Annotated in this window: 19 protein-coding genes; 2 read left to right on the top strand and 17 right to left on the bottom strand. The window is 54.6% G+C overall.

Annotation, left to right across the window (positions count from 1 at the left end; genetic code table 11):
* Positions 1 to 25: 25 nt before the first annotated feature.
* Both ABXT62_RS04060 and coaE read left to right on the top strand, forming a co-directional pair.
* Positions 26 to 889 carry a prepilin peptidase gene (locus ABXT62_RS04060; RefSeq protein ID WP_415357264.1) on the top strand — a complete coding sequence of 288 codons (864 nt, stop codon included), beginning with the start codon at positions 26 to 28 and terminating at the stop codon, positions 887 to 889.
* Between the two features lies 1 nt (position 890).
* Positions 891 to 1,496 carry a dephospho-CoA kinase gene (coaE, locus tag ABXT62_RS04055; RefSeq protein ID WP_415357263.1) on the top strand — a complete coding sequence of 202 codons (606 nt, stop codon included), beginning with the start codon at positions 891 to 893 and terminating at the stop codon, positions 1,494 to 1,496.
* Between the two features lie 9 nt (positions 1,497 to 1,505).
* Here the strand turns inward: coaE and mutT are convergent, their stop codons facing one another.
* From mutT to ftsL, 17 genes are all read right to left on the bottom strand, one after another.
* Positions 1,506 to 1,904 carry an 8-oxo-dGTP diphosphatase MutT gene (mutT, locus tag ABXT62_RS04050; protein ID WP_415357262.1) on the bottom strand — a complete coding sequence of 133 codons (399 nt, stop codon included), beginning with the start codon at positions 1,902 to 1,904 and terminating at the stop codon, positions 1,506 to 1,508.
* Entirely contained in the window at positions 1,905 to 3,131 is a 1,227-nt protein-coding gene (gene argJ / locus ABXT62_RS04045; protein WP_415357261.1) for a bifunctional glutamate N-acetyltransferase/amino-acid acetyltransferase ArgJ, read from the bottom strand. It lies immediately after the preceding gene.
* A 40-nt stretch (positions 3,132 to 3,171) separates the two neighbouring features.
* A complete protein-coding gene (secA, locus tag ABXT62_RS04040) occupies positions 3,172 to 5,871 on the bottom strand; it encodes a preprotein translocase subunit SecA (RefSeq protein ID WP_415357260.1) in 2,700 nt (899 codons plus the stop codon).
* Positions 5,872 to 5,948: 77 nt separating this feature from the next.
* Positions 5,949 to 6,863, bottom strand: a complete 915-nt coding sequence (locus ABXT62_RS04035; RefSeq protein WP_415357259.1) for a M23 family metallopeptidase — start codon at positions 6,861 to 6,863, stop codon at positions 5,949 to 5,951.
* Between the two features lie 228 nt (positions 6,864 to 7,091).
* A complete protein-coding gene (ftsZ, locus tag ABXT62_RS04030) occupies positions 7,092 to 8,258 on the bottom strand; it encodes a cell division protein FtsZ (protein WP_415357257.1) in 1,167 nt (388 codons plus the stop codon).
* A gap of 92 nt (positions 8,259 to 8,350) precedes the next feature.
* A complete protein-coding gene (ftsA, locus tag ABXT62_RS04025; RefSeq protein WP_415357256.1) occupies positions 8,351 to 9,592 on the bottom strand; it encodes a cell division protein FtsA in 1,242 nt (413 codons plus the stop codon).
* A 33-nt stretch (positions 9,593 to 9,625) separates the two neighbouring features.
* Positions 9,626 to 10,486: a cell division protein FtsQ/DivIB gene (locus ABXT62_RS04020; protein WP_415357255.1), complete on the bottom strand. Its 861-nt coding sequence runs from the start codon at positions 10,484 to 10,486 to the stop codon at positions 9,626 to 9,628.
* Position 10,487: 1 nt separating this feature from the next.
* Positions 10,488 to 11,411, bottom strand: coding sequence for a D-alanine--D-alanine ligase (locus ABXT62_RS04015; protein WP_415357254.1), 924 nt, complete (start codon positions 11,409 to 11,411; stop codon positions 10,488 to 10,490).
* Positions 11,408 to 12,847 carry a UDP-N-acetylmuramate--L-alanine ligase gene (gene murC / locus ABXT62_RS04010; RefSeq protein ID WP_415357253.1) on the bottom strand — a complete coding sequence of 480 codons (1,440 nt, stop codon included), beginning with the start codon at positions 12,845 to 12,847 and terminating at the stop codon, positions 11,408 to 11,410. The genes ABXT62_RS04015 and murC overlap by 4 nt, the downstream gene beginning before the upstream one ends.
* Positions 12,840 to 13,937, bottom strand: a complete 1,098-nt coding sequence (gene murG, locus ABXT62_RS04005; RefSeq protein WP_415357252.1) for an undecaprenyldiphospho-muramoylpentapeptide beta-N-acetylglucosaminyltransferase — start codon at positions 13,935 to 13,937, stop codon at positions 12,840 to 12,842. The genes murC and murG overlap by 8 nt, the downstream gene beginning before the upstream one ends.
* Complete coding sequence (gene ftsW / locus ABXT62_RS04000; RefSeq protein ID WP_415358160.1) at positions 13,937 to 15,043, bottom strand: putative lipid II flippase FtsW; 1,107 nt, start codon at positions 15,041 to 15,043, stop codon at positions 13,937 to 13,939. The genes murG and ftsW overlap by 1 nt, the downstream gene beginning before the upstream one ends.
* Positions 15,044 to 15,084: 41 nt before the next feature.
* A complete protein-coding gene (murD, locus tag ABXT62_RS03995; protein WP_415357251.1) occupies positions 15,085 to 16,443 on the bottom strand; it encodes a UDP-N-acetylmuramoyl-L-alanine--D-glutamate ligase in 1,359 nt (452 codons plus the stop codon).
* A 12-nt stretch (positions 16,444 to 16,455) separates the two neighbouring features.
* Complete coding sequence (mraY, locus tag ABXT62_RS03990) at positions 16,456 to 17,538, bottom strand: phospho-N-acetylmuramoyl-pentapeptide-transferase (protein WP_415357250.1); 1,083 nt, start codon at positions 17,536 to 17,538, stop codon at positions 16,456 to 16,458.
* A 3-nt stretch (positions 17,539 to 17,541) separates the two neighbouring features.
* Positions 17,542 to 18,909 (bottom strand): UDP-N-acetylmuramoyl-tripeptide--D-alanyl-D-alanine ligase, encoded by a 1,368-nt coding sequence (locus tag ABXT62_RS03985; protein ID WP_415357248.1) that lies wholly within the window; start codon positions 18,907 to 18,909, stop codon positions 17,542 to 17,544.
* Entirely contained in the window at positions 18,906 to 20,363 is a 1,458-nt protein-coding gene (locus ABXT62_RS03980; RefSeq protein WP_415357247.1) for a UDP-N-acetylmuramoyl-L-alanyl-D-glutamate--2,6-diaminopimelate ligase, read from the bottom strand. The genes ABXT62_RS03985 and ABXT62_RS03980 overlap by 4 nt, the downstream gene beginning before the upstream one ends.
* Positions 20,364 to 20,395: 32 nt before the next feature.
* Positions 20,396 to 22,123, bottom strand: coding sequence for a peptidoglycan D,D-transpeptidase FtsI family protein (locus tag ABXT62_RS03975; protein ID WP_415357246.1), 1,728 nt, complete (start codon positions 22,121 to 22,123; stop codon positions 20,396 to 20,398).
* A complete protein-coding gene (ftsL, locus tag ABXT62_RS03970; protein ID WP_415357245.1) occupies positions 22,120 to 22,428 on the bottom strand; it encodes a cell division protein FtsL in 309 nt (102 codons plus the stop codon). The genes ABXT62_RS03975 and ftsL overlap by 4 nt, the downstream gene beginning before the upstream one ends.
* Positions 22,429 to 22,465 lie beyond the last annotated feature (37 nt).

Here is a 22,465-nt window from a genome sequence, read left to right as displayed (position 1 = left end):
CCACCACTGCAAGGACACATAATTTATGCCAGAAACCGTCGTGCCAATAGGCCTGCTCAGTGTTGGCCTGCTGTGTCTTGGGCTGCTTGTCGGCAGTTTTCTCAATGTCGTCATCTATCGCCTACCGCTGATCATGGAATCCCGGTGGCGGCGCGATTGCTGCGAATTATTGGAAGTCGAGCCGGAAAGCGCGGAGGCGCCGTTCAACCTGGCCATACCGAATTCCCACTGCCCTCACTGTAAGACGGCTATAAAGCCGTGGCACAACATTCCCGTCCTCAGCTACGTTGCGCTAGGCGGTAAGTGCAGCAACTGCGCAGTGCGAATTTCGCCACGTTACCCCCTTTTGGAATTGGTGACTGGCCTGATGACATTAGCACTGGCGTGGCATTTCGATGTGTCTCTCGCCTTGCTCGGTGCCCTCGCGTTTACGTGGTCGTTGATTGCTCTGACCATGATCGACATGGACCACCAGTTGCTACCCGACGACATCACCCTGCCGCTGCTGTGGCTAGGCTTGCTGTTCAACCTCAGTGCAACTTACGTCAGCCTGCCGGACGCTGTGATCGGGGCCATCATGGGCTACCTCTCGCTGTGGAGTATTTATTGGATATTCAAGTTGATCACCGGTAAAGAGGGAATGGGTTACGGCGATTTCAAGTTGCTCGCCGCATTGGGCGCGTGGATGGGCTGGCAGGCGCTTCCGATGATTATTTTGCTGTCCTCTTTGGTCGGTGCTGTCTGCGGTATTGCACTGATGGTTATCAAGCGTCGCGGCAAAGATATCCCGATTCCCTTTGGGCCTTACCTGGCCATGGCGGGCTGGCTCGTATTGCTCTGGGGCGACACCCTTATGTCGCGCTATTCAAGCGCGCTGGGAATAGACTGATATGGCGCTAGTTGTAGGCGTCACCGGTGGCATTGGCAGTGGCAAGACCGCCGTCACCCGCTGCTTTGAACACCTCGGGGTTACCGTGGTTGATGCCGACTTGGTCTCAAGAATCGTCGTGCAGCCAGGCAGGCCTGCCCTGGCCGCCATCGTAGAGCACTTTGGCACTGACATCATCCAGACAGATGGCACGCTAGACAGAGCCGCTCTGCGGGCCCGGGTTTTCGCCGATGAGACAGAGCGGCACTGGCTGGAGCGTCTTACGCACCCTCTCATTGGGCAGGAAATACTCGATCAGATCAGCGCCTCGCGCAGTCCTTACACGATACTCAGTTCACCGCTACTGCTCGATACCACTCAAAAGGCACTGGTCGATTGTGTGGTGGTGATAGACGTGCCCGAAGAACTGCAGCTGCAGCGCACGGTGCAGCGAGACAACAACGATGAAGCGCAGGTTAAACGCATCATGGCCGCGCAAATGGGACGACAAGACAGACTGGCACTCGCTGACATTGTCATTGAGAATACCGGCTCTCTGGAAGCGCTGGACAATAAAGTAGAGACATTACACAACACCTTTTTACTACGCGCTGACACTGTGTCCTAATGGACGCGGTCAGACGCGAAAGAGTTTTTCAAGCGCAGTCACAATGGCTACATTAGCAGCAGGAAAAGCGTATTGCGTTAATGCCTGTGGCGACACCCAAGCCATAGGTTGGTTTTCCAAAGAGCGTGCTTCACCGGTGTAGTCCCACACCATGTGCACATCAAGCAGCACCTGCTTATCGCCATAATCGTGATGAATGTCTAATAGCGCGCTGGTGCGACCAATAGAGATACCCAATTCTTCCTGTAATTCTCTCGTCAGAGCCGCCACGAGCGATTCGCCCGCCTCGACCTTTCCTCCGGGGAACTCCCACAACCCGCCCTGATGAGCGCTCTGTGAGCGTCGGGTAATCAGTACATTGTTGGCACTATCAACGATGACTCCGACTGCCACGTGAACGACGGACATTCAGGAGCGGTATTCGGCGTTAATGCGCACATAGTCGTAGGAGAAGTCAGTAGTCCACACGGTGGCAGTGGCAGCACCCCTGCCAAGTTCAACGCGGATAACAATTTCCTCTGGGGCCATGGCAACAACGCCCTGCTCTTCTGTGTAACTGGTGGCACGACAACCATCCTCGGCAATCAACACCTCATTGAGATACAGCCTAACGCTTTCGACGTCTAGCTTGGGTATGTCAGCCCGGCCTATAGCCATGAGCAAGCGACCCCAATTAGGATCACTGGCAAACAGTGCCGTCTTCACCAACGGCGAATGAGCGATAGTAAACGCGACCTCCAGACACTCTGCTTCGCTGCGACCACCGTTGATCTGAACCGTCACAAATTTGCTTGCGCCCTCCCCATCCCGCACGATGCTGTGGGCAAGACTGATGCAAACCTCTTCCACCGCATCGTGCAGTGCATGGTACAGGTCACAGTGAACATCATTGACCGGTGTATTGCCGGCCTCCCCGGTCGCCAGCAACACGCAGGCATCATTGGTAGAGGTGTCACCATCTACGGTAATACGGTTAAACGAACGATCTGTCAGCTGTGGCAGTAGTGCCTGCAACAGTGTTTTCTCAACAGCCATATCGGTAGCGATAAAGGCGAGCATAGTGGCCATATTCGGACGTATCATACCGGAGCCTTTTGCAATTCCGGTCACCACGTAGTTCTGGTTGTCACAACTGAACCGCACGGAATGCGCCTTCGGGCGGGTATCTGTGGTGAGTATTCCCTCCGCTGCAGCGGCCCAGCCTTCAGCAGACAGTGCGTTAAATGCAGCGGGCACTGCCTGTGTCAGACGCTCCACTGGCAGTGGCTCGCCGATAACACCCGTCGAAAAAGGCAGTACAGTGGACACATCAACGCCCGCCGCCGAAGCCACCGTCTGCACACTCGTGCGCGCGGCCTCAATACCAGCACTGCCGGTTCCCGCGTTGGCATTCCCAGTGTTGATCAACAGATAGCGAGGTTGGTGGGCACAGCTGTGTAAATTTTCTCGGGCGACCGTGACCGGTGCCGCGCAAAATGCGTTGCGGGTAAATACCGCAGCACATTGCGTGTTTTCCGCGACCTCGATAAGCACTAGATCCTTGCGACCCGCTGTTTTTATTCCAGCAGAAATAGTACCTAGGCGAACACCTGACACGCTGTGTAATGGTCCATAGCTGTCATCCCCGACTGCCATCTCAATTACACACTGCGCTCACCGACAAACCGCATAGGCTTCACAGCTTGCCGTGGCACTGTTTGAACTTCTTACCACTACCACAATGGCAGGGCTCATTGCGCCCGACCTTGGGCTGCTCTCGAACATAAGTCTGAGGTGTTGCCGGTTCAGCTGACGCGGCTTCAGCCTCACCCCCCGTCATAGCAGGGGCCTGCGCGTGCTGAAATGCAAGCTTCTCCCCCGCAGCCGCTTGCCGACGCTTCTCCTCGATTGCCTCGGCTTCGTCTTGACGCTGTATCTGCACATGACTAAGGAACTTCACCACTTCATATTTGAGATTCACCAGTAACTGCTGGAACAACTCGAAAGACTCTCGCTTGAATTCCTGCTTAGGATTCTTCTGGGCATAGGCCCGCAAATGAATACCCTGACGCAAATGATCCATAGTGGACAGATGTTCTTTCCACAACGTGTCAAGCACCTGCAGCATAATCTGCTTTTCGATTCTACGCATATCCGAACCGACATCGTCACCCTTGGCGTCATAGGCAGACTGAACGGCGTCAGAAATTTTCTCGCGCAACACCTCCTCGTGAAGCGTGTCATCTTCATCCAACCACTGCTGCAACGGCAACGAGACAGAGAACTCGGACTCCAGTTGTTTTTCAAGCCCTGGGATATCCCACTGCTCCTCTACACTCATCGAGGGAATGTAGGTCTCCACCGCATCAGCTACCACATCGAGGCGAATAGCGGTAATCGTCTCGGAGATATCTGCTTCGGTCAGCAGGTCATCACGCTGCTGATAGATTATCTGACGCTGATCGTTGGAAACGTCATCGTATTCCAATAACTGTTTACGGATATCGAAGTTGCGGCCCTCTACCTTGCGCTGGGCCTTTTCAATAGCGTTGCTGACCATTTGATGCTCTATCGCTTCGCCCTTCTCCATACCCAGTTTCTGCATAAACCCCTTAACACGTTCAGAGGCAAAGATTCGCATCAGGCTATCTTCCATAGATAGATAAAAACGCGACACACCCGGGTCTCCCTGACGTCCCGCACGACCGCGCAATTGGTTGTCAATGCGACGCGATTCATGTCGTTCGGTGCCCAGAATATGCAATCCGCCTGCCGCCAACACCTGATCATGTCGTTCCTGCCAGTCTTCGCGCACCTGCTTCTCATCAGCACTACCGCGCGCACTAAGTTCTGCCTCTAGATTGCCGCCTAACACGATATCAGTACCGCGACCTGCCATGTTGGTTGCAATAGTCACTACGCCCGGCCGACCGGCCTGAGCAATGATTTCAGCCTCCTGCTCGTGATACTTTGCATTCAGCACCTTGTGGTCGATCTTGGCCTTGCGGAAGCGCTCGGACATGGCTTCGGATGTTTCAACCGACGCGGTACCCACTAATACGGGCGCGCGCTTTTCCATACACTCCTTGACGTCGGCCACAATCGCATCGAACTTTTCCTCTGTGCTGAGGTAGATCAGGTCATTAAGATCGTCCCGTTGTTGTTCGACATTGGTGGGAATAACCAGCACGTCCAGGCCATAGATCTGACGAAATTCAAAAGCTTCGGTATCGGCGGTACCTGTCATGCCCGCAAGCTTGTCATACATACGAAAGTAGTTCTGGAAGGTAGTGGACGCTAACGTCTGGCTTTCACTCTGAATAGAGACCCCCTCTTTAGCCTCGATCGCCTGATGCAGCCCTTCCGACAAGCGTCTTCCTGCCATGGTGCGACCGGTGTGCTCGTCAATCAGCACCACCTGCCCATCCTGTAAAATGTACTCCACGTCGCGGTGATACAACACGTGTGCGCGCATACCGGAATAAACGTGATGCAACAAATTGAGGTTGGTGGCGCCGTAGAGATTATCACCTTCCTCTAGCAAGCCCCCGCTGATCATCGACTCCTCAATAAACTCGTGTCCGGATTCGGTCAACTCCACCTGACGCTGCTTTTCGTCGATCGTGTAATGCCCGGGCTCTTCCTCGGTATCGAGCCTTAGAGACGGTATCATTTTATTAATCCGCCTATAGAGTTCCGAGCTGTCATCCGACGCCCCGGAAATAATCAACGGCGTACGCGCCTCGTCAATGAGGATGGAGTCCACCTCATCGACAATGGCGAAACTTAAACCCCGTTGCATACGCTCTTCCAGGGAAAAGGCCATATTGTCGCGCAAATAATCAAAGCCGAACTCATTATTGGTGCCATAGACGATGTCCGCGCTATAGGCTGCGATTTTTTCCGGCGTTGCCAGGCCAGACCGAATCACCCCAAATGACACACCCAAAAAGTTATAAAGCGGCCCCATCCAATGTGCATCACGATTGGCCAGATAATCATTCACCGTGATCAGGTGCACGCTGTTACCCGTTAGTGCGTTTAGATACGCCGGCAAAGTCGCCACCAGCGTTTTTCCTTCGCCTGTGCGCATTTCGGCAATCTTGCCCTCGTGCAGGGCCATACCACCGACCAGCTGCATATCGAAATGCCGCAGGCCGAGCGCCCTGTCTCCCGCTTCACGCACTACCGCAAAGACCTCAGGAAGAATATCGTCCAGTGTATCCCCGTCGGCCAAGCGCTGTTTGAACTCAGGTGTTTTAGCGGCCAGTTGCTTATCGTCCAGCGCCTTTATGTCACCCGCAAAGGCATTGATCTGTTTAACGATCTTGCCCATGCGCTTTAGCTCACGGCTATTACGCGTACCGAAAAGGTTTTTCAGAGTTTGGCTTATCATTACATTTCATCGTATTTTCAATAAAGTGGGCCGGACCATAATGGCTCGGAGCGAGCGAAGAGCGAAACAGGACTGGATCAGGGTTGCGTACGAGCCACATAACTTGAGGGGTCAACTGCACGTCCATTTTTGTACACTTCAAAATGTACATGCGGACCGGTGACGCGGCCGCTGGAACCCATCAGTGCAATCGTATCACCCTTGCGCACAACGTCACCGGAGACGACCAAATTTTCTTTATTGTGCGCGTAGCGTGTGACGAGGTCATCGCCATGGGAGATCTCTACAACATTCCCGTAACCTGCATTCCTACCCGTCCAGCTCACCACGCCGGAGGCCACGGCCACAACGTCAGAGCCCGTCTTTCCGGCAAAATCGAGACCGGTATGCATTGAACGTTTTCCTGTAATGGGGTCTGCCCGCCACCCATAACGGGATGACATGTAGCCCTTTTTCACCGGACTACCCGAGACCAATCCCTGCTCTTCCAGCTTGCGGTTGCTCAGCAGCGATTCCAGCATGTCCAACTGCTGTTCGCGGTCGCCGATGTGCGCCGCAAGTCGAGACAGTTCACCGTCAAGATCGGTGATGGGGGCATCGGTATTACACTCACTCACCATGGGGCCACCAAGAGCAGGTGGCTCACTAAAGTCGAATTCTCCCTCCTGCAGGTCTGCAATCGCAGTGAGATGCTGTCCCAGCGCATCCAGCCGCGTCATTCTGGCCTCTAACTCCGCCAGGTTGCCTGTCATGGCCCGCAGCTGTGGCTCAGACAGCCCGCCTAATGAGACAGACTGTTGTGACCCATCGCGCGATGTATCGGGCGCCTCCTCACTCAAGCGCGGCCCATTCTGCTGTCCCACAAGGTATCCAGAGGCAGCAAGACTCAGCGGCAAACCGAGACAACAAAGTGATAATAGTGCGCGAGACCAGCGGCTCAGCTCTATAGAGCGCGAACGCTTATGTCTTGAACTAATCAGAATTATTTTCATGTATTGGTTAACAGGCATAGAGAATGTTAAATATGCACAAAATTATGCCATAGACGGCGCTAAAACGCCAAGTCAACGGTGTTATTTGCAGAGCTGCGAACAACACCGGGACTGTAAAAAAAACCGTTACTCCATTCTCCGGATTGAGATCAACCCGGGGAATGGCGCGCTATCACCGGCTGACTCGGGGTTGAGGATCAGCTCGACAACAACTCCGGCGACGAGCAGCTAGTCAGCCTGGCGACGTAAAAAGGCAGGAATATCGAAATAGTCCTCGCTGGCGCCCTCTGCTGCCTCTGCAACTTGCCCACCAGTAGACTTCCGGGAACTGCGCATGCTTGGAGGACGGTCAAACTCCTTATAATCAGGCTCCGCCTGCGATTCGCTGACAGCAGGCCTGGAATGACCCTCTACAACCTGCAGCGGCACTCGAACAGCTGCACCGCCCAGACCCGTAGCGACGACGGTCACCTTTATCTCTTCCTTCATACTCGGATCGATCACCGTGCCGACGACCACCGTGGCTTCTTCAGAGGCAAACTCCTCAATGGTCTCACCGACCTCGGAAAATTCACCCAGCGAGAGGTCAAAGCCGGCAGTGATATTAACCAGAATACCCCGCGCTCCAGCCAGATTAATGTCGTCTAACAGCGGGCTACTGATCGCCTTTTCTGCCGCCATGCGCGCACGATTTTCACCTTTAGCATAACCTGTGCCCATCATTGCCATGCCCATCTCGGACATGACAGTGCGGACATCAGCGAAATCGACGTTAATCATACCGGGGCGAATAATGAGGTCTGCGATACCCTGCACAGCGCCCAATAGCACATCATTGGCTTCGCGAAATGCATCCAGCAGGCTAGTGTTTTTCCCCAGCACCTCCAGTAATTTTTCATTGGGGATAGTAATCAAGGAGTCCACATGCTGCTCCAGCTCAGCCAATCCCTCAAGCGCAATATTTAATCGCTTCTTGCCCTCGAAAACGAAGGGTCGGGTGACTACCGCAACAGTCAATATACCCAATTCCCTTGCCACTTCAGCCACCACCGGCGCGCCACCGGTACCTGTGCCACCGCCCATGCCAGCTGTTATAAACACCATATCGGCGCCGCGCAGTGCATCAGCAATACGCTCGCGGTCTTCCATTGCCGCCGCACGACCGATTTCCGGATTGGCTCCGGCTCCCAGCCCTTTAGTGATGTCTCCACCCAGTTGCAGTGCTGTCTTAGCGACAATATCTGACAGTGCCTGCGCATCGGTATTGGCACAGATAAAATCTACCCCCTCCACATTATTTTCGATCATGTGTTTGACAGCATTTCCGCCACCGCCGCCCACCCCTATCACTTTAATCACTGCGTTTGATGGAATACTATCGATTAGTTCAAACATGGTCTTACTCCCCTTTTTTTAATTTGTCACGCTCGCGCGCCACGCTCTTCATCCACACTACAACTACAACTACAACTGCAACTAAAACACCTTTAAAAATTGCTTTGCAGCCAGGCCTTGACCCGACTCCAGAAACTTTCGCTCGTACCACTGGACTTAGCAGATGACGTCTTTCCGCCGTCATTGCGATGCTCCATCCCGTACTGCAACAACCCCACACTGGTTGCATAGATTGGGTTGCGCACAATATCGTTCAAGCCACGGACCGTTTGCGGATAACCCACTCGCACAGGCATGTGAAAAATTTCTTCCGCCAGCTCCACTACCCCTTCCATCTTGGAAGTTCCACCGGTCAGAACAACACCCGCAGGCACCATGTCTTCATATCCGCTGCGTCTCAACTCTGCCTGTACCAGAGTGAACAACTCGTCATAGCGCGGCTCCACCACCTCGGCCAGCGACTGTCGAGACAGGTCTCTGGGTGGACGGTCGCCAACACTGGGCACTTTGATCGTTTCATCGGGGCCAGCCAGCTGCGTTAGCGCACAGGCGTATTTTATTTTGATTTCTTCCGCGTGCTGAGTAGGCGTCCGCAGCGCCATAGCAATGTCATTGGTCACCTGATCTCCGGCGATAGGTATCACACCGGTATGGCGAATAGAGCCTTCAGTAAAAATTGCGATATCGGTGGTGCCGCCACCTATGTCGACCATGCAGACACCTAGCTCACGCTCGTCGTCGGTGAGAACTGAATAACTGGATGCGAGCTGCTCGAGAATGATTTCTTCAACCTCCAGGCCACAGCGGCGGATACATTTTTCAATATTCTGTGCTGCGTTTACTGCGCAAGTGACAAGATGAACCTTCGCTTCGAGGCGCACGCCAGACATGCCTAATGGCTCCTTGATGCCCTCCTGATCATCAATGACATACTCCTGTGGGAGGATGTGCAGAATTTTCTGATCAGCAGGAATCGCAACCGCCTGAGCCGCATCGATGACCCGCTCCAGATCCGCGCGATACACTTCCTTATCCTTAATGGCAACGATGCCGTGCGAGTTGAGGCTGCGAATATGACTGCCCGCTATACCAACGTAGACTGAGTGTATCTGGCAGCCTGCCATCAACTCAGCCTCTTCCGCTGCTCGCTGAATAGATTGCACAGTCGATTCAATATTGACCACCACGCCCTTCTTCATACCTTTAGACGGGCTGGAGCCGATACCGACAATTTCAATGTCGCCATCCAGACTAATCTCGCCCACTATCGCCACCACTTTCGATGTGCCGATGTCGAGACCCACTATTAGTTTTTTATCTTGCACGCTGCCCATGGCAGTGCCTCCCCTTTCTGTCGCGACGCATTGTTATAATTCCGCCACCTGAGACGATTCGCTGAAAGTGACCGCGACGCCGTTTTTGTAACGTAAATCAACCTTTTCAACTTCTGCTCGCCGCACGATTAGTTCACTGCGATACACTTCTTCGAAGCGGTGCATGCGGCCTAGAAAATCTTCAGCACCCAAAGTCAACTGCATGCCTCCAGCCATAACCGCATCCAGTTGACCGCGCTCATCCACTAAAAGCTGATCCACATGGAGACCCAGAGGCCTTAGAAATTCGACCAGCCGCTGGTACTTTGCCATCAGTGACTGGGCTGAACCCTCAGGGCCCTTCAGTAGTGGCAATGAGTTCCAGTCACCACGTTTATCCGTGTGAAAAACTTCACCTTCGTGATTCAGAAAGCCGTCCTGACCCCAGCGCGCTATGGGTAACTCCTCCAGAATGTGTATCTCCAGCGCGGCCGGCCACCTGCGTCGCACGGTAGCCTCATAAATCCACGGCAGACTCTCCAGTTGACGCTGTATCTGCTGCAGATCGGCCTTAAGAAAGCCGCCAGCCAGGCTTTGCTGCACGATATCCTGTACCACCTGAGCCTGCGTATGCTCCAACTCACCGGTTACACTGATACGCTGCACGGGCAAGCTCTGTACCATTAAAAAGCCCTTGGTTGCTGCCGTCAGCACTATCGCTGTGGCGAGCACAATCAGCAGCCGATTGAGCCAAAAAAATGAACGACCCGAGCGCTCTTTGACCACAGCCGTATTGCGTGTTGCACCGGAAGCGGGCCTGCGCTTGGCGCTAGGCAGCCTGCGCGCTCGCGCTTCGCCAGAGCGAGCCGTTTCCTTCTGCGGACCTGTCTCAGAATTTTTTATTTTTGAGACCATACTACTGGGCCTCCGAAAGACTTAATTCCGCAATACGCAGCACCAGAGCTGCGATATCTATGCCCGCCGCAGCTGCAGCCATTGGCACTAGACTATGGGACGTCATACCGGGCACCGTATTCACTTCCAATACAAAGAAGCGCCCCGAGGCATCTCGCATTAAATCGACGCGGCCCCAGACGGCACAATCCAATGAACGAAAAGCGCGCAACGACAGTGCTGCAATGTCCGCCTCTTCACGAGCATCAAGTCCACTGGGACACTGGTACAGTGTTTCCTCAGAAAGATACTTGGCCTCGTAATCATAAAATTCGTTTGCGGTCTCGAGTCGTATTGACGGCAAGGCGCTGTCACCCAATATCGCTACGGTGTACTCCGGGCCATCGATAAACTGTTCTGCAATTACCTCTCCTGAATACTGGCTGGCCAGTTCATAGGCCTGCTGTAATGCAATTGCAGTGTCTGCAGTGCTCATGCCAAGGCTGGAACCCTCGCACGCGGGTTTGACAAATACTTTGCCAATGCGATCAATAACCCCCTGCCAATCGGTACTAGAGGTAAGTGTGGTGAACCCCGGTGTCGCCACTCCAATACCCTGCCACAGCTGTTTACAGCGCTTTTTATCCATGGCCAGCGCTGAACCCAAGACACCTGAGCCCGTGTAGGGAATGCCCAATGTCTGCAGTGCACCTTGCACGCTGCCGTCTTCCCCGCCCGGCCCGTGCAGGGCAATAAATGCAAGGCTCGCACCTTGCAATTTTTGCGCCCAGTCTGACTGCGCCGTATCCACCGCCAGGACATCAAACCCTAGCGACTGCAATGCGCTCACTACGGTCTGGCCGCTCTGCAGTGAAATATCCCGCTCCGCAGATTGACCACCTAGTAACACGACAATTTTGCTCTGGCGCAATTGATCAGGCTTCATATAAGGGTCCCCTGCTTGACGACCAGGGCGCTCAGATCCTGTGCCAGATGCGCGATAGTGCCGGCGCCCTGTGTGACGACTACATCGCCATCGACGACTAAGGTCCTTAATAGCTCAGGGACTTCGAGGATGGATTCTACAAATATCGGTTCCACCTGACCGCGCTGGCGAATGCTCCGTGCCAGACTGCGGCTGTCCACACCAGAAATAGCCTCCTCCCCTGCGGAGTAAACATCCAGCAACACCAGCACATCACAGCCAGACAATGCCGCAACGAAGTCCTCATACAAATCGCGGGTACGGGTATAGCGGTGTGGCTGATAAACCATTACTACCCTGCGCCCCGGCCATGCCTGATGCACAGACTCCAGAGTGGCTCTCACTTCGGTAGGATGATGGCCGTAATCGTCCACCAGCTCGGCAGTGCCACCAGGAAATACAAGTTCACCGAGATGGGTAAAACGTCTACCAACACCCGTAAATCCTGCAAGCCCCTGCTGAATGTCGGCGTCAGACAAGCCCTCGTCGCAAGCGACAACAACAGCTCCCGTTGCGTTCAGCACGTTGTGTGTTCCGGGCATGTTCAGGTTGATCAGGAGCGGCATCGCTTCACCGGGCCTTTGGACGAGGAAGTCCGTCATAAGACCCTTTCGATGCATATCATATATTCGATAATCCGCGTCTTCCGAAAAACCGTAGGTAATTACCCGCCGCGATATTTCTGGCAACATGTCGCGCACCATCAGGTCATCGATACACAACACAGCAACACCGTAGAAGGGCAAGTTGTGTAGAAACTCAAGGAATGTACGCCGCAGAACAGCCAAGTCGCCGCCGTAAGTTTCCATATGATCCGCTTCGATATTGGTCACCACTGTGACCACTGGCTGCAGGTGCAGAAAAGACGCATCACTCTCATCGGCCTCAGCGATCAGAATTCGACCGGCGCCGAGTTGCGCATTACTGCCAACACTATTGACCAAACCACCAATGACAAAAGTGGGATCCAGACCCGCCTCTGCGAAAACGGCTGCAATCAGACTGGTCGTTGTCGTCTTACCATGCGTACCCGCCACTGCAATACCGTGTCGATATCGCATCAGTTCTGCCAACATCTCTGCCCTTGGCACCACCGGAATTCTCGTGGCTCGGGCGGCAATGACCTCTGGATTTTCCTCATCGACTGCACTGGAACTGACGACCACATCAGCACCGACAATATTGTCAGCCGTATGGCCGATAAAGACTTCGACGCCTTGTCGGACCAGCCGCTCAGTAACCGCGCTGGCGCGCAGATCAGAGCCTGCGACCTCATAACCCAGATTCACCAGCACCTCGGCGATACCACTCATGCCAGAGCCACCGACACCGATCATATGTATACGACGAATGCGGCGCATCTCTGGCAGGCTGTAAACGCTGGTGTTATCAGGCATACATCAGCTCCTCACAGCAGTTGCTGACATGCTCGGCAGCATCTGGGATTACTGCTGCGAAGGCGGCTGCAGCCATCGTAGATAAGCGCTGTGGATTGCCCAGAAAATCCTGCAATAGGCTCAATACTGAATGCTCATCCATATCGCGCTGGCATAGCTGCGTGGCGCCGCCACAGTCTGTCAAGACACGAGCATTTGCTGTTTGGTGATCATCGATTGCATGTGGCAGTGGCACCAAAATCGCCGGACGACCCATAATGCACAACTCGGTGATCGTCAATGCACCGCAACGACACAGTACCAAGTCCGCCCAGGAATAGGCCTCTGCCATATCCTCTATATAAGGTGCTACGCGTATACCGCGATCCAGCAACGCTCCGTAGGCTTGACGCACAACGTCGTCATGCCCTTCACCGGTCTGGTGCCAGACTTCGATTGATGTATTCCCACCCTCGATCAGACGTTTTATGGCGCCCGGTATGACATCATTTATAGGGCGAGCACCTAGACTGCCACCCACCACCAACAGGCGCAAAGGTCTTTGTCCGGCATAGTCATAGAGGCGATCGGCGCTTGCCTCCAGCAGTTCTCGACGAACGGGATTACCCAGCACGGTGTAATGAATGTTGTGATCGAAAGCACCTGGAAAGCCGGCAAAAACACAGCTCGCCAGTGGAGCCAACAGTCGATTAGTGGTGCCGGCGACGGCATTCTGCTCATGGATCACCAATGGCTTGCGCAACATCCAGGCAGCCACTCCCGCTGGGCCTGAGACGTAACCCCCCATACCCACCACGCAACGAGGCCCGCGGCGTAAAACTAACCACAGAGCCTGTAGCAAAGCGATGATCAAGAACAGCAATGCAAGGATTTTGTCGAGCGCGCTCTTACCCCGCACGCCGCGCACGGACAGGCAGTGCAACGTGATGCCTGCCGCGGGAACCACACGATGCTCAAGACCGCGTGCGGTGCCGATCCACTCCACTCGATATCCGCGTGACAGTAACTCCGCGGCAACGGCGAGTGCAGGATACACATGACCACCGGTGCCGCCCGCCATCATCATAATCAACGGTTTCTCCGCAGCCATCACACGGACCTCCTGCGCTGAGGAACCAACCGTGCATCACGATCAATGCGCACTACCAAACCCAACATGACACAGCACACTACCAAGCTAGTGCCTCCATAGCTGACGAAAGGTAACGTCAAACCCTTGGTAGGCAATAGCCCCGAACTGGCGCCCATATTGACAAACGCCTGGCCAGAAAATATCAGTGCAACGCCGTAGCATATGTAAGCGCCGAAGGGATTTTCATTCACAAACGCCCTACGCCCCACCCACAGTATTCGACCGATCAAAGCCACGAATAATCCAATAACCGCGATAGCCCCGATAAACCCGGTCTCCTCGGCCCAGATAGAAAAGACAAAGTCAGTGTGTGCCTCAGGTAAATAGAACAACTTCTGCACACTGTTACCGAGACCGACGCCGAACCACTCCCCACGACCGAAAGCGATCAGAGACTGGACGAGTTGGAAGCCAGTACCGAAAGGGTCTGCCCATGGGTCGGTATAGGCGGTCAATCGCTTGACCCGATAGGGCTCACTGATGATCAGTACTGACAAGGCCGCCAGTGCTAAAAGCACCACCACCATAAAGTGCCCCACCCTGACTCCCGCTAGAAATAACATCCCAAATGCAGTGGCGGAGATAATGACCGTGGCACCAAAATCTGGCTCGAGCATCAATAACAAAGTCGTCGCGACGAGTACCGCCATGGGCTTAAGAAACCCCTGCCACTGGTTGCGCACTTCATGCTCACGTCGCACCATATAACCGGCCAGATAAACGACCACTGCGAGCTTGGCAAACTCAGAGGGCTGCAGCGTGAATGGACCCAAGGGCAACCAGCGCTGGGCGCCATTTACCACACGCCCGACACCTGGGATCAACACCAATATCAGCAGCGCCAACGCGCCGAGTAACCACCACCACCCCGTTGAAAACCAAAACTGCGGCTTGACACAGTAGCTCGCGACGGCCGCACCAATACCTATCACCAGATAAATAAAATGCCGGCGGCTGTGAAACCAGGGATTCTGGAAATGCCACTCGGCGTACTCGATCGAAGCGGAAGTACTTGCAACAAGCCCTATCAACAACAAGGCCAGCGTCAGCATGATTAACGTCATGTCGGGCGCAGATAACGCTGTACTGTGAGTGGCTGCCCTGCTCACGTCAGTCCCCCGGCCAGCGCATTAACCCGCGCACAAAACGCTTCGCCACGCTGCACATAGCCACTAAACATATCGAAGCTGGCACAGGCGGGTGATAGCAACACAACATCCCCGGCCTCCGCCTTCATCGCTGCAACGTTGATGGCTTCGTCCAGCGAAGACACGCGAAGCACGGCGACACAGGACGACAGTGCCTCCTGCAACAAAGGAGCGTCCTCACCCATCAGTATTAGCAACTTACAGTGACGCGACACTGCCTCCTGCAGCTGAGAAAAGTCCGCACCCTTACCCTGGCCACCGGCAATGAGCAGGATGTCATGCTCTCCACCCACGCCAGACAGAGCCGCTTCAGTCGCACCAATATTGGTTCCTTTCGAATCGTTAACGAAGCGCACGCCGTCTATCTCGGCTATTAGCTCACAGCGATGCGGCAGCCCTCTAAAGGTCCGCAAGGAGGCTTGCATATTGAACAGAGACAGACCTGCGCTGTAACCCAGTGCGAGTGCTGCTAGAGCATTGGCAATATTGTGACGGCCAAAAAGGTTCAGCTCCGACACAGGAAGTAGCACTTCCAGACCGAGACACAGGTATTCCACACCTGCTTTGTGGCGCAGACCAAAACCACCCGGCTCAGGCTCTTGCATAGACCAACTAACCACCTCGACAGCCGTACTCAGAAGAGGAATTGTCAGAGGCTCATCGCGATTGATGACCACTTTTTTACAACCGCGAAAAATGCGCTGCTTGGCCTGTTGATAGGCTGCCATGGTGCGGTGGCGGTCCATGTGGTCAGCACTGACATTTAACACAGCAGCCACCGCCAGACCCAGTCGACCGGCACGTTCTAACTGAAAACTGGACAGCTCCAGCACATACAGGTCACGCTCGGGCGACAACAAATCCAGTGCTGGCGTACCTAGGTTACCCCCAACACCAACGTTCAACTGGGCGTCCCGCGCCATCTGACCGAGTAATTCCGTCACCGTCGATTTGGCGTTTGAGCCGGTAATACCAATGACCGGAGCCGCCGCCTCGCGCATAAACAGATCGATATCCCCGACCACATCAGCCCCCGCGGCCTGCGCCTGAAGAACGATGGGAACATCCATCGAAATGCCTGGACTGACAATCAACTCAGTGGCACTGGTGACAATCTCCGCTGGGTAATCACCCGCAAAAAATTCGATGTCCGGCATTTCACAACGCAGTTCATCCAGTCCCGGCGGCTGCGCACGCGTGTCGACTACTGTAAACGGTAGCCCTCGCTGATAGAGATAGCGCGCGCAGGACAGACCGGTGGCGCCAAGGCCTACCACTACCCGCTTTTCGCAACTCTCTACCAATTTTGAAGCCACTTTTATTCTCACCTAACGCAACTTTAGCGTCGCCAGTCCAAACAGAACCAGCATTACTGTTATAATCCAGAAACGCACGATGATGCGCGGCTCTGGCCAACCTTGAAGTTCATAGTGATGGTGAATGGGCGCCATACGGAAAACCCGCTTGCCCGTCAATTTAAAAGACGCGACCTGGATAATCACCGACACGGTCTCCAGTACGAAAATTCCACCCATAATAAAAAATACGATTTCGTGACGAGTAATGACCGCCACTGTTCCCAATGCGGCACCCAGTGCCAGCGAACCGACATCGCCCATAAATACCTGAGCCGGGTACGTGTTAAACCACAGAAAACCCAGTCCAGCACCGGCGATACTGCCGCAGAATACCGCCAATTCACCACTGCCCGCGACATAGGGAATGTGCAGGTATTCAGCGAAATCTATGCGACCAGTGAGATAGGCAATGATACCCAGCGCAGTCCCTACGAGCACAGTCGGAAGTATCGCCAGCCCATCCAGTCCGTCGGTCAAGTTCACCGCGTTGCTCGCCCCGACGATCACAAAATAGCTCAGTACAATAAAGAATGGCCCCATGCTCCAGACGAAATCCTTGAAGAAGGGAACATACAGCTCTGTAGTGACGGGCGAATCAAAGGCTAGATAGAGATAGAGCGCGGCAGCCAGCCCTGCCAACGATTGCCACAAATATTTCCAGCGCGCCGGCAGTCCGCGAGCGTCGCGCTCAACCACTTTACGATAATCATCTATCCAACCCACTGCGCCGAAGGCCAATGTCACCAACAGTGTCAGCCAGAGATAGCGGTTACTCAAGTCGCCCCACAATAGAGTGGATACGGCAATAGACAACAGGAGTAATCCACCGCCCATGGTTGGCGTGCCAGCCTTACTGAGATGGCTTTGGGGCCCATCACTGCGCACAGACTGCCCGACTTGATAACGCTGCAAACGACGAATCATCAGAGGCCCAGCCGCCAGAGAGATGGCAAGCGCTGTACCTGCGGCCAGAATTCCACGCAGGGTCAGATACTGAAACACGCCAAAAGCGCTTTCGTATTGGGTGAGGTATTTCGCCAGCAGCAATAACATAACTCAGTGCTCCTGTGCCTTTATATTCGGCAGCAAGGCATGCAAGACCTGCTCCATACCAGCGCTGCGCGAGCCTTTGATCAGAACGGTGTCGCCCTCACCAAACTGTCTCTCAATATCCACCAGAGCAGCGGCGCGATCCTCAAAATATCGACCACCAGCGCCAAAGGCGTCTACACAAATTTCAAGCTCCGGACCGACCCCCCACAACTGATCGATACCTGCTGCCCGCGCATATTCACCCACTTCTCGGTGCAGCTCGCTGCTGCCGCGCCCCAACTCTCGCATCGCACCCAGTAACAACGTGCGGCGTCCAGAGCACGCTGCCAGCATATCGATCGCCGCGCGCACTGAGCCAGGATTAGCGTTGTAACAGTCGTCGATTATTGAGGCTCCCAATGGCGAGACCATTGATCGCAGCCGACCATCTGATGGCTGTAGCGATTCCAATCCATCGCGAACATCCGTCAAGGAAAGCTCACAGGCCAAGCCCACTGCCACGGCCGCGAGGGCGTTGGCGACGTTGTGTACGCCCGGTAGATTCAGGCGTATTGACATGTCGCCTACGGGAGTGGACGCGGTAAAGCTCACACCCCTGACACCCATGCCTTGAATATTGCGCGCACTGATGGATGCGGGTTGCTCTAGGCCAAAATCCATTACAGTGGCCGCAGATGCGCGTTTGCGCCATTGCCGGGCCCAGGACTGGTCTGCATTAATAACGGCGACATCGGTTTTTACCAACCGATCAAAAATCTCTCCTTTGGCAGCTGCCACACCTTCAACACTGGTGAACCCTTCCAGATGAGCAGGCATCGCATTGAGCAACAATGCAATCGTCGGACATGCCAACTCGCATAACCAAGCGATATCCCCCGCTTTGGCGGCACCCATCTCTACAACTGCAAACTCGACCCCCGGCCGCAGACGCAGCAATGTCAGTGGCACACCAATTTCGTTATTGAAGTTTCCTTCGGTAGCCAAGGTTTCACCGCGCCGGGAAAGCACGGAGTGCACCATATTCTTGACCGTGGTTTTGCCACTACTACCGGTGATACCAATCAGAGGTCCCTTGTACTGTTGTCGGTTATAAGCGCCCAATAAACCCAAAGCTCGCTGGGTATCGGCCACCTGTAGCTGCGGCATTGAACTGGCAACGACTTGGCGCACTAGCGCGGCAGTTGCTCCCACACTGTTCGCCTGCGCAACATATTCCTGGCCATCAAAATGCTCGCCGCGCAGTGCCACGAATAAATCACCATCGTGCAAAGTACGGCTGTCGGTGGACACACCCAGAATGTCACAGTCAGCGCCGTGTAATTGGCCTTCCAATGGTAGTCGCAGCTCTGACAGGCTCAGCGGGCGCATCATGATCCCGCCCTCCGCGCCAGAGCATCGTGCGCGTGCGCCTCGTCACTGAAATGTAAACGCTGTCCATCCACCAGCTGGTAGCACTCATGGCCCTTGCCTGCGATCAACACACAGTCACCCGCTTGCGCTTGTGCCACTGCCACCGAGATTGCGTCTGCACGCTCAGCCTGTAAAAAATAGTGTCCACTGCACCCCGATTCGATATCGCGCATAATGCCCAGTGGTTCTTCAGTTCTGGGATTGTCACTGGTCACCACCACACAGTCAGACAATGCGCAGGCAATACGACCCATCTGCTGCCGCTTCTCCCTGTCGCGATCCCCACCGCAACCAAACACCGTCACCAGAGAGCCCTCGACATGAGGCCTCAAAGCCTTCAACACCTGCTCCAATGCGTGCGGGGTATGGGCGTAATCGACAATCACTTGTATATCCAACGTATTCGGTATGACCTGCATGCGACCGGGAACAGGCTGCAAACTTGCCGTCGCTCCCAATACGGACTGCAGATCTTCTCCCCCCAACACCAGTGCAGTGACCGAGGCGGCAAGATTTGCCAAATTAAAGTCGCCCGGAAGCGGGCTAAAGAACGTCGCGTCGCCCCAAGGGGTATGCAATTCACCACGCACGCCATCGCGGTGAAATTGAGCATTTTCAACACGCACATCGGCGCGCGCACCACTAGCAGAATAGGTCAGCACTTGGACATTCCCTGCCACAGCGGCTTTTATCGACGTGCCAAATGGGTCATCCATATTGATGACGGCATGACGTAACCCCTCAACAGAAAACAGCCGCTGTTTGGCGCGACCATAAGCCGCCATACTGCCGTGGTAGTCGAGGTGATCGTGGGACAGATTGGTATAGATCGCGGTTTCGAACGCGACGCCGTTAACTCTACCCTGCTCCAATGCATGGGAGGAGACTTCCATACTGACTGCAAGTACATCCTGCTGGAACCACTCTGCCAGCTGTCGCTGGACCGATAACGCATCAGGCGTGGTATTACTGGCCATCGTTACGCCATCTTCCAGCGTGGCACCTAGAGTACCGATTACACCGCAGGGCTTGCCCAGAGTGCGAGTGAGTTGCGCGACAATACGGCTGGTCGTTGTCTTGCCATTGGTTCCTGTGATCCCTAGCACATGCATCGAGTGACTGGGATTGCCGTAAAACCGAGCTGCCAGCAAACCCGCTTCAAAACGCAGCTCAGGGAGTTCGATCAACGGCACCGCGATCGTCTCCAAAAAGCCTGCTACAGGCGCCTCTGCTACCACGGCTGCGGCACCATTAGCCACTGCCTGCTCGATAAACTGACGGCCATCATGCTGCTCTCCCGGCAGCGCTAGGAATAAGTCCCCTGGTCGCACTCTGCGGCTGTCTAGCTGCATACCCTTTATCATGGTATCCGCAAACGCTTCGCCCTCCCTGCCAAGCAGTTGGGGCAGTGACATAGGCCGTGCCTCTAGAGCATGGGATGCCAGCATCAGGTAGCGCCCCCCGGAGCGGATTTACCCGCTTCACTGAGGGTGCCAATTTCAGACGGTGGCACGCCTAGAATACGTAAGGTGCCACTGGTTATTTGGGAAAAAACGGGGGCCGCTACCGCGCCACCACCATAGAGCTTACCCTTTGGATCGTTTATCACGACGACAGTCACAATACGCGGGTTATCAATGGGAGCGATCCCAGCAAACAGTGCCACGTACTTATGCTTCTCGTAGCCTCCAGGCCCAACCTTGTGCACGGTGCCCGTTTTTCCACCCACTTGATAACCCGACACACGCGCTTTACGTGCAGTCCCTTGTTCACCCGTCACCGCATGCAGCATACCGAGAAGCTGCGCCGCCGTTTCCCGAGAAATGATCTGCTTGCCCTCAGGTGTTTCGCCTTCCAATGCCAACAGTGATATCGGTAGCTGCTTACCCTCATTGGCAAATACCGAGTAGGCACTGGCGAGCTGCAGCGGCGTGGCAGAAATCCCATAGCCAAAAGCCAAAGAGACCTTCTCCGTTGCATACCACCGCGGGCGATTTGGCAGCTTCCCGGCACTTTCTCCCGGAAAACCGGTACCCGGAGACTGACCAATGCCAAACCGGTTAAATACATCCCAAATAGGCTCATGGCCGAGGTCCAGTGCTATTTTGGTAACACCTACCTGACTCGATTTTTGTAACACCCGCGTCATGCTAATCAAACCGTAATTGCGCGGATCAGGGTATACCTTAGGCCCCACCCGAATGCGTCCTGGCGATGTGTCAATCATTGTGTCGGGCGTATATCGACCACTTTCGAGCGCAGCCACCATGGTAAGAGATTTCATCGTGGAGCCGGGCTCATAAACATCGGTCATAGCCCGATTGCGCCTGCTGCCCGGGCTGCCCGACTTAGATCCATTCGGGTTGTAGACCGGATAATTCACCATCGCCAGCACCTCACCGGTATGACTATCCAGTGTCACAACCGTGCCGGAAGCCGCACCCAACGCGGAGACCGCACGCTGTAGCTCGCGGTGCTGCAGATACTGCAGACGCAGATCGATACTCAGCACGAGGTCCTTGCCCGGCCTTGCTGGCTCCAGCACACCGATATCGCGCACCACTTCACCGTGCAGATCCTTGATATATTTTTTCTTGCCCGGCGTGCCCTTTAACCACTCGTTATACGTCAGCTCCAGACCCGCAATACCCTGACCATCAACGTTGGTGAACCCCACCAGCTGCGCCGCAACCTCACCTGCAGGATAGAAGCGACGGTATTCGCGCTCACCGAAAACGCCTTTTATTCGTTTATCCAGAATCTCTCGAGCATGGTCTGGCACCTGATGGCGCAAGAGATACATAAACTGCTTGTTGTCGTAGCGAGCCAGCTTGTCCTGTAGCAGGGTCAGCTCCATGCCCAATGCCTCTGCCAACTCTCCCAGACGATCGGAATTCTTAAGTAACTGAGGGTTCGCATAGATCGACACTACTGGAGTACTTAAGGCCAGCGGTTCACCGCGGCGATCCAAAATCACTCCCCGGTAAGCTGGAATTTCCGCCGTGCGGACCGAGCGCATTTCACCCTGGTTCTGCAGGAATGTATAACCGCGCTCCAAATCAAGTATTTGTAGAGACAGTATTCGCCACACCAGAAGTGCCAGCAGGACACACAGCACTCCCACTACCAGATAAAAACGCAACAGCGATAGCGGCTGTTTTTGCTGCTGCCTCATTGCGCTATCACCTTGTAAGCGGCAAGATCCGGCGCGCCCATACCCAACTCCTCACGAGCAACGTTCTCGACTCGTCGATGGGACGCCCAAATACTCTGCTCCAGCATGAGGCGCCCATAATCCTCCTGCAAAAACCACTGCGCGGATTCCAGCACCTGAAGTTGCGCGTACAGGGCACGACAAGCGTGCGTCGAATAAATGGTGGCAAAAGCGGACACCATAATCAGTAGCAGCGCGGCAGCATTAAGGTAACGCAGCTCCCGGCTGTCGGATTGGTTTTTCTGTATCGACGCTGCACTCATCATTCCAACTTTTGCCACACTATTTATTATTCAAATCTTG

Source organism: Halioglobus sp. Uisw_031 (genome assembly GCF_047729875.1).
In the GTDB taxonomy this organism is placed as follows: Bacteria; Pseudomonadota; Gammaproteobacteria; order Pseudomonadales; family Halieaceae; genus Marimicrobium.
Note: the sequence above shows the minus strand (reverse complement) of the source record. Positions and strands in the feature narration are given on the sequence as shown.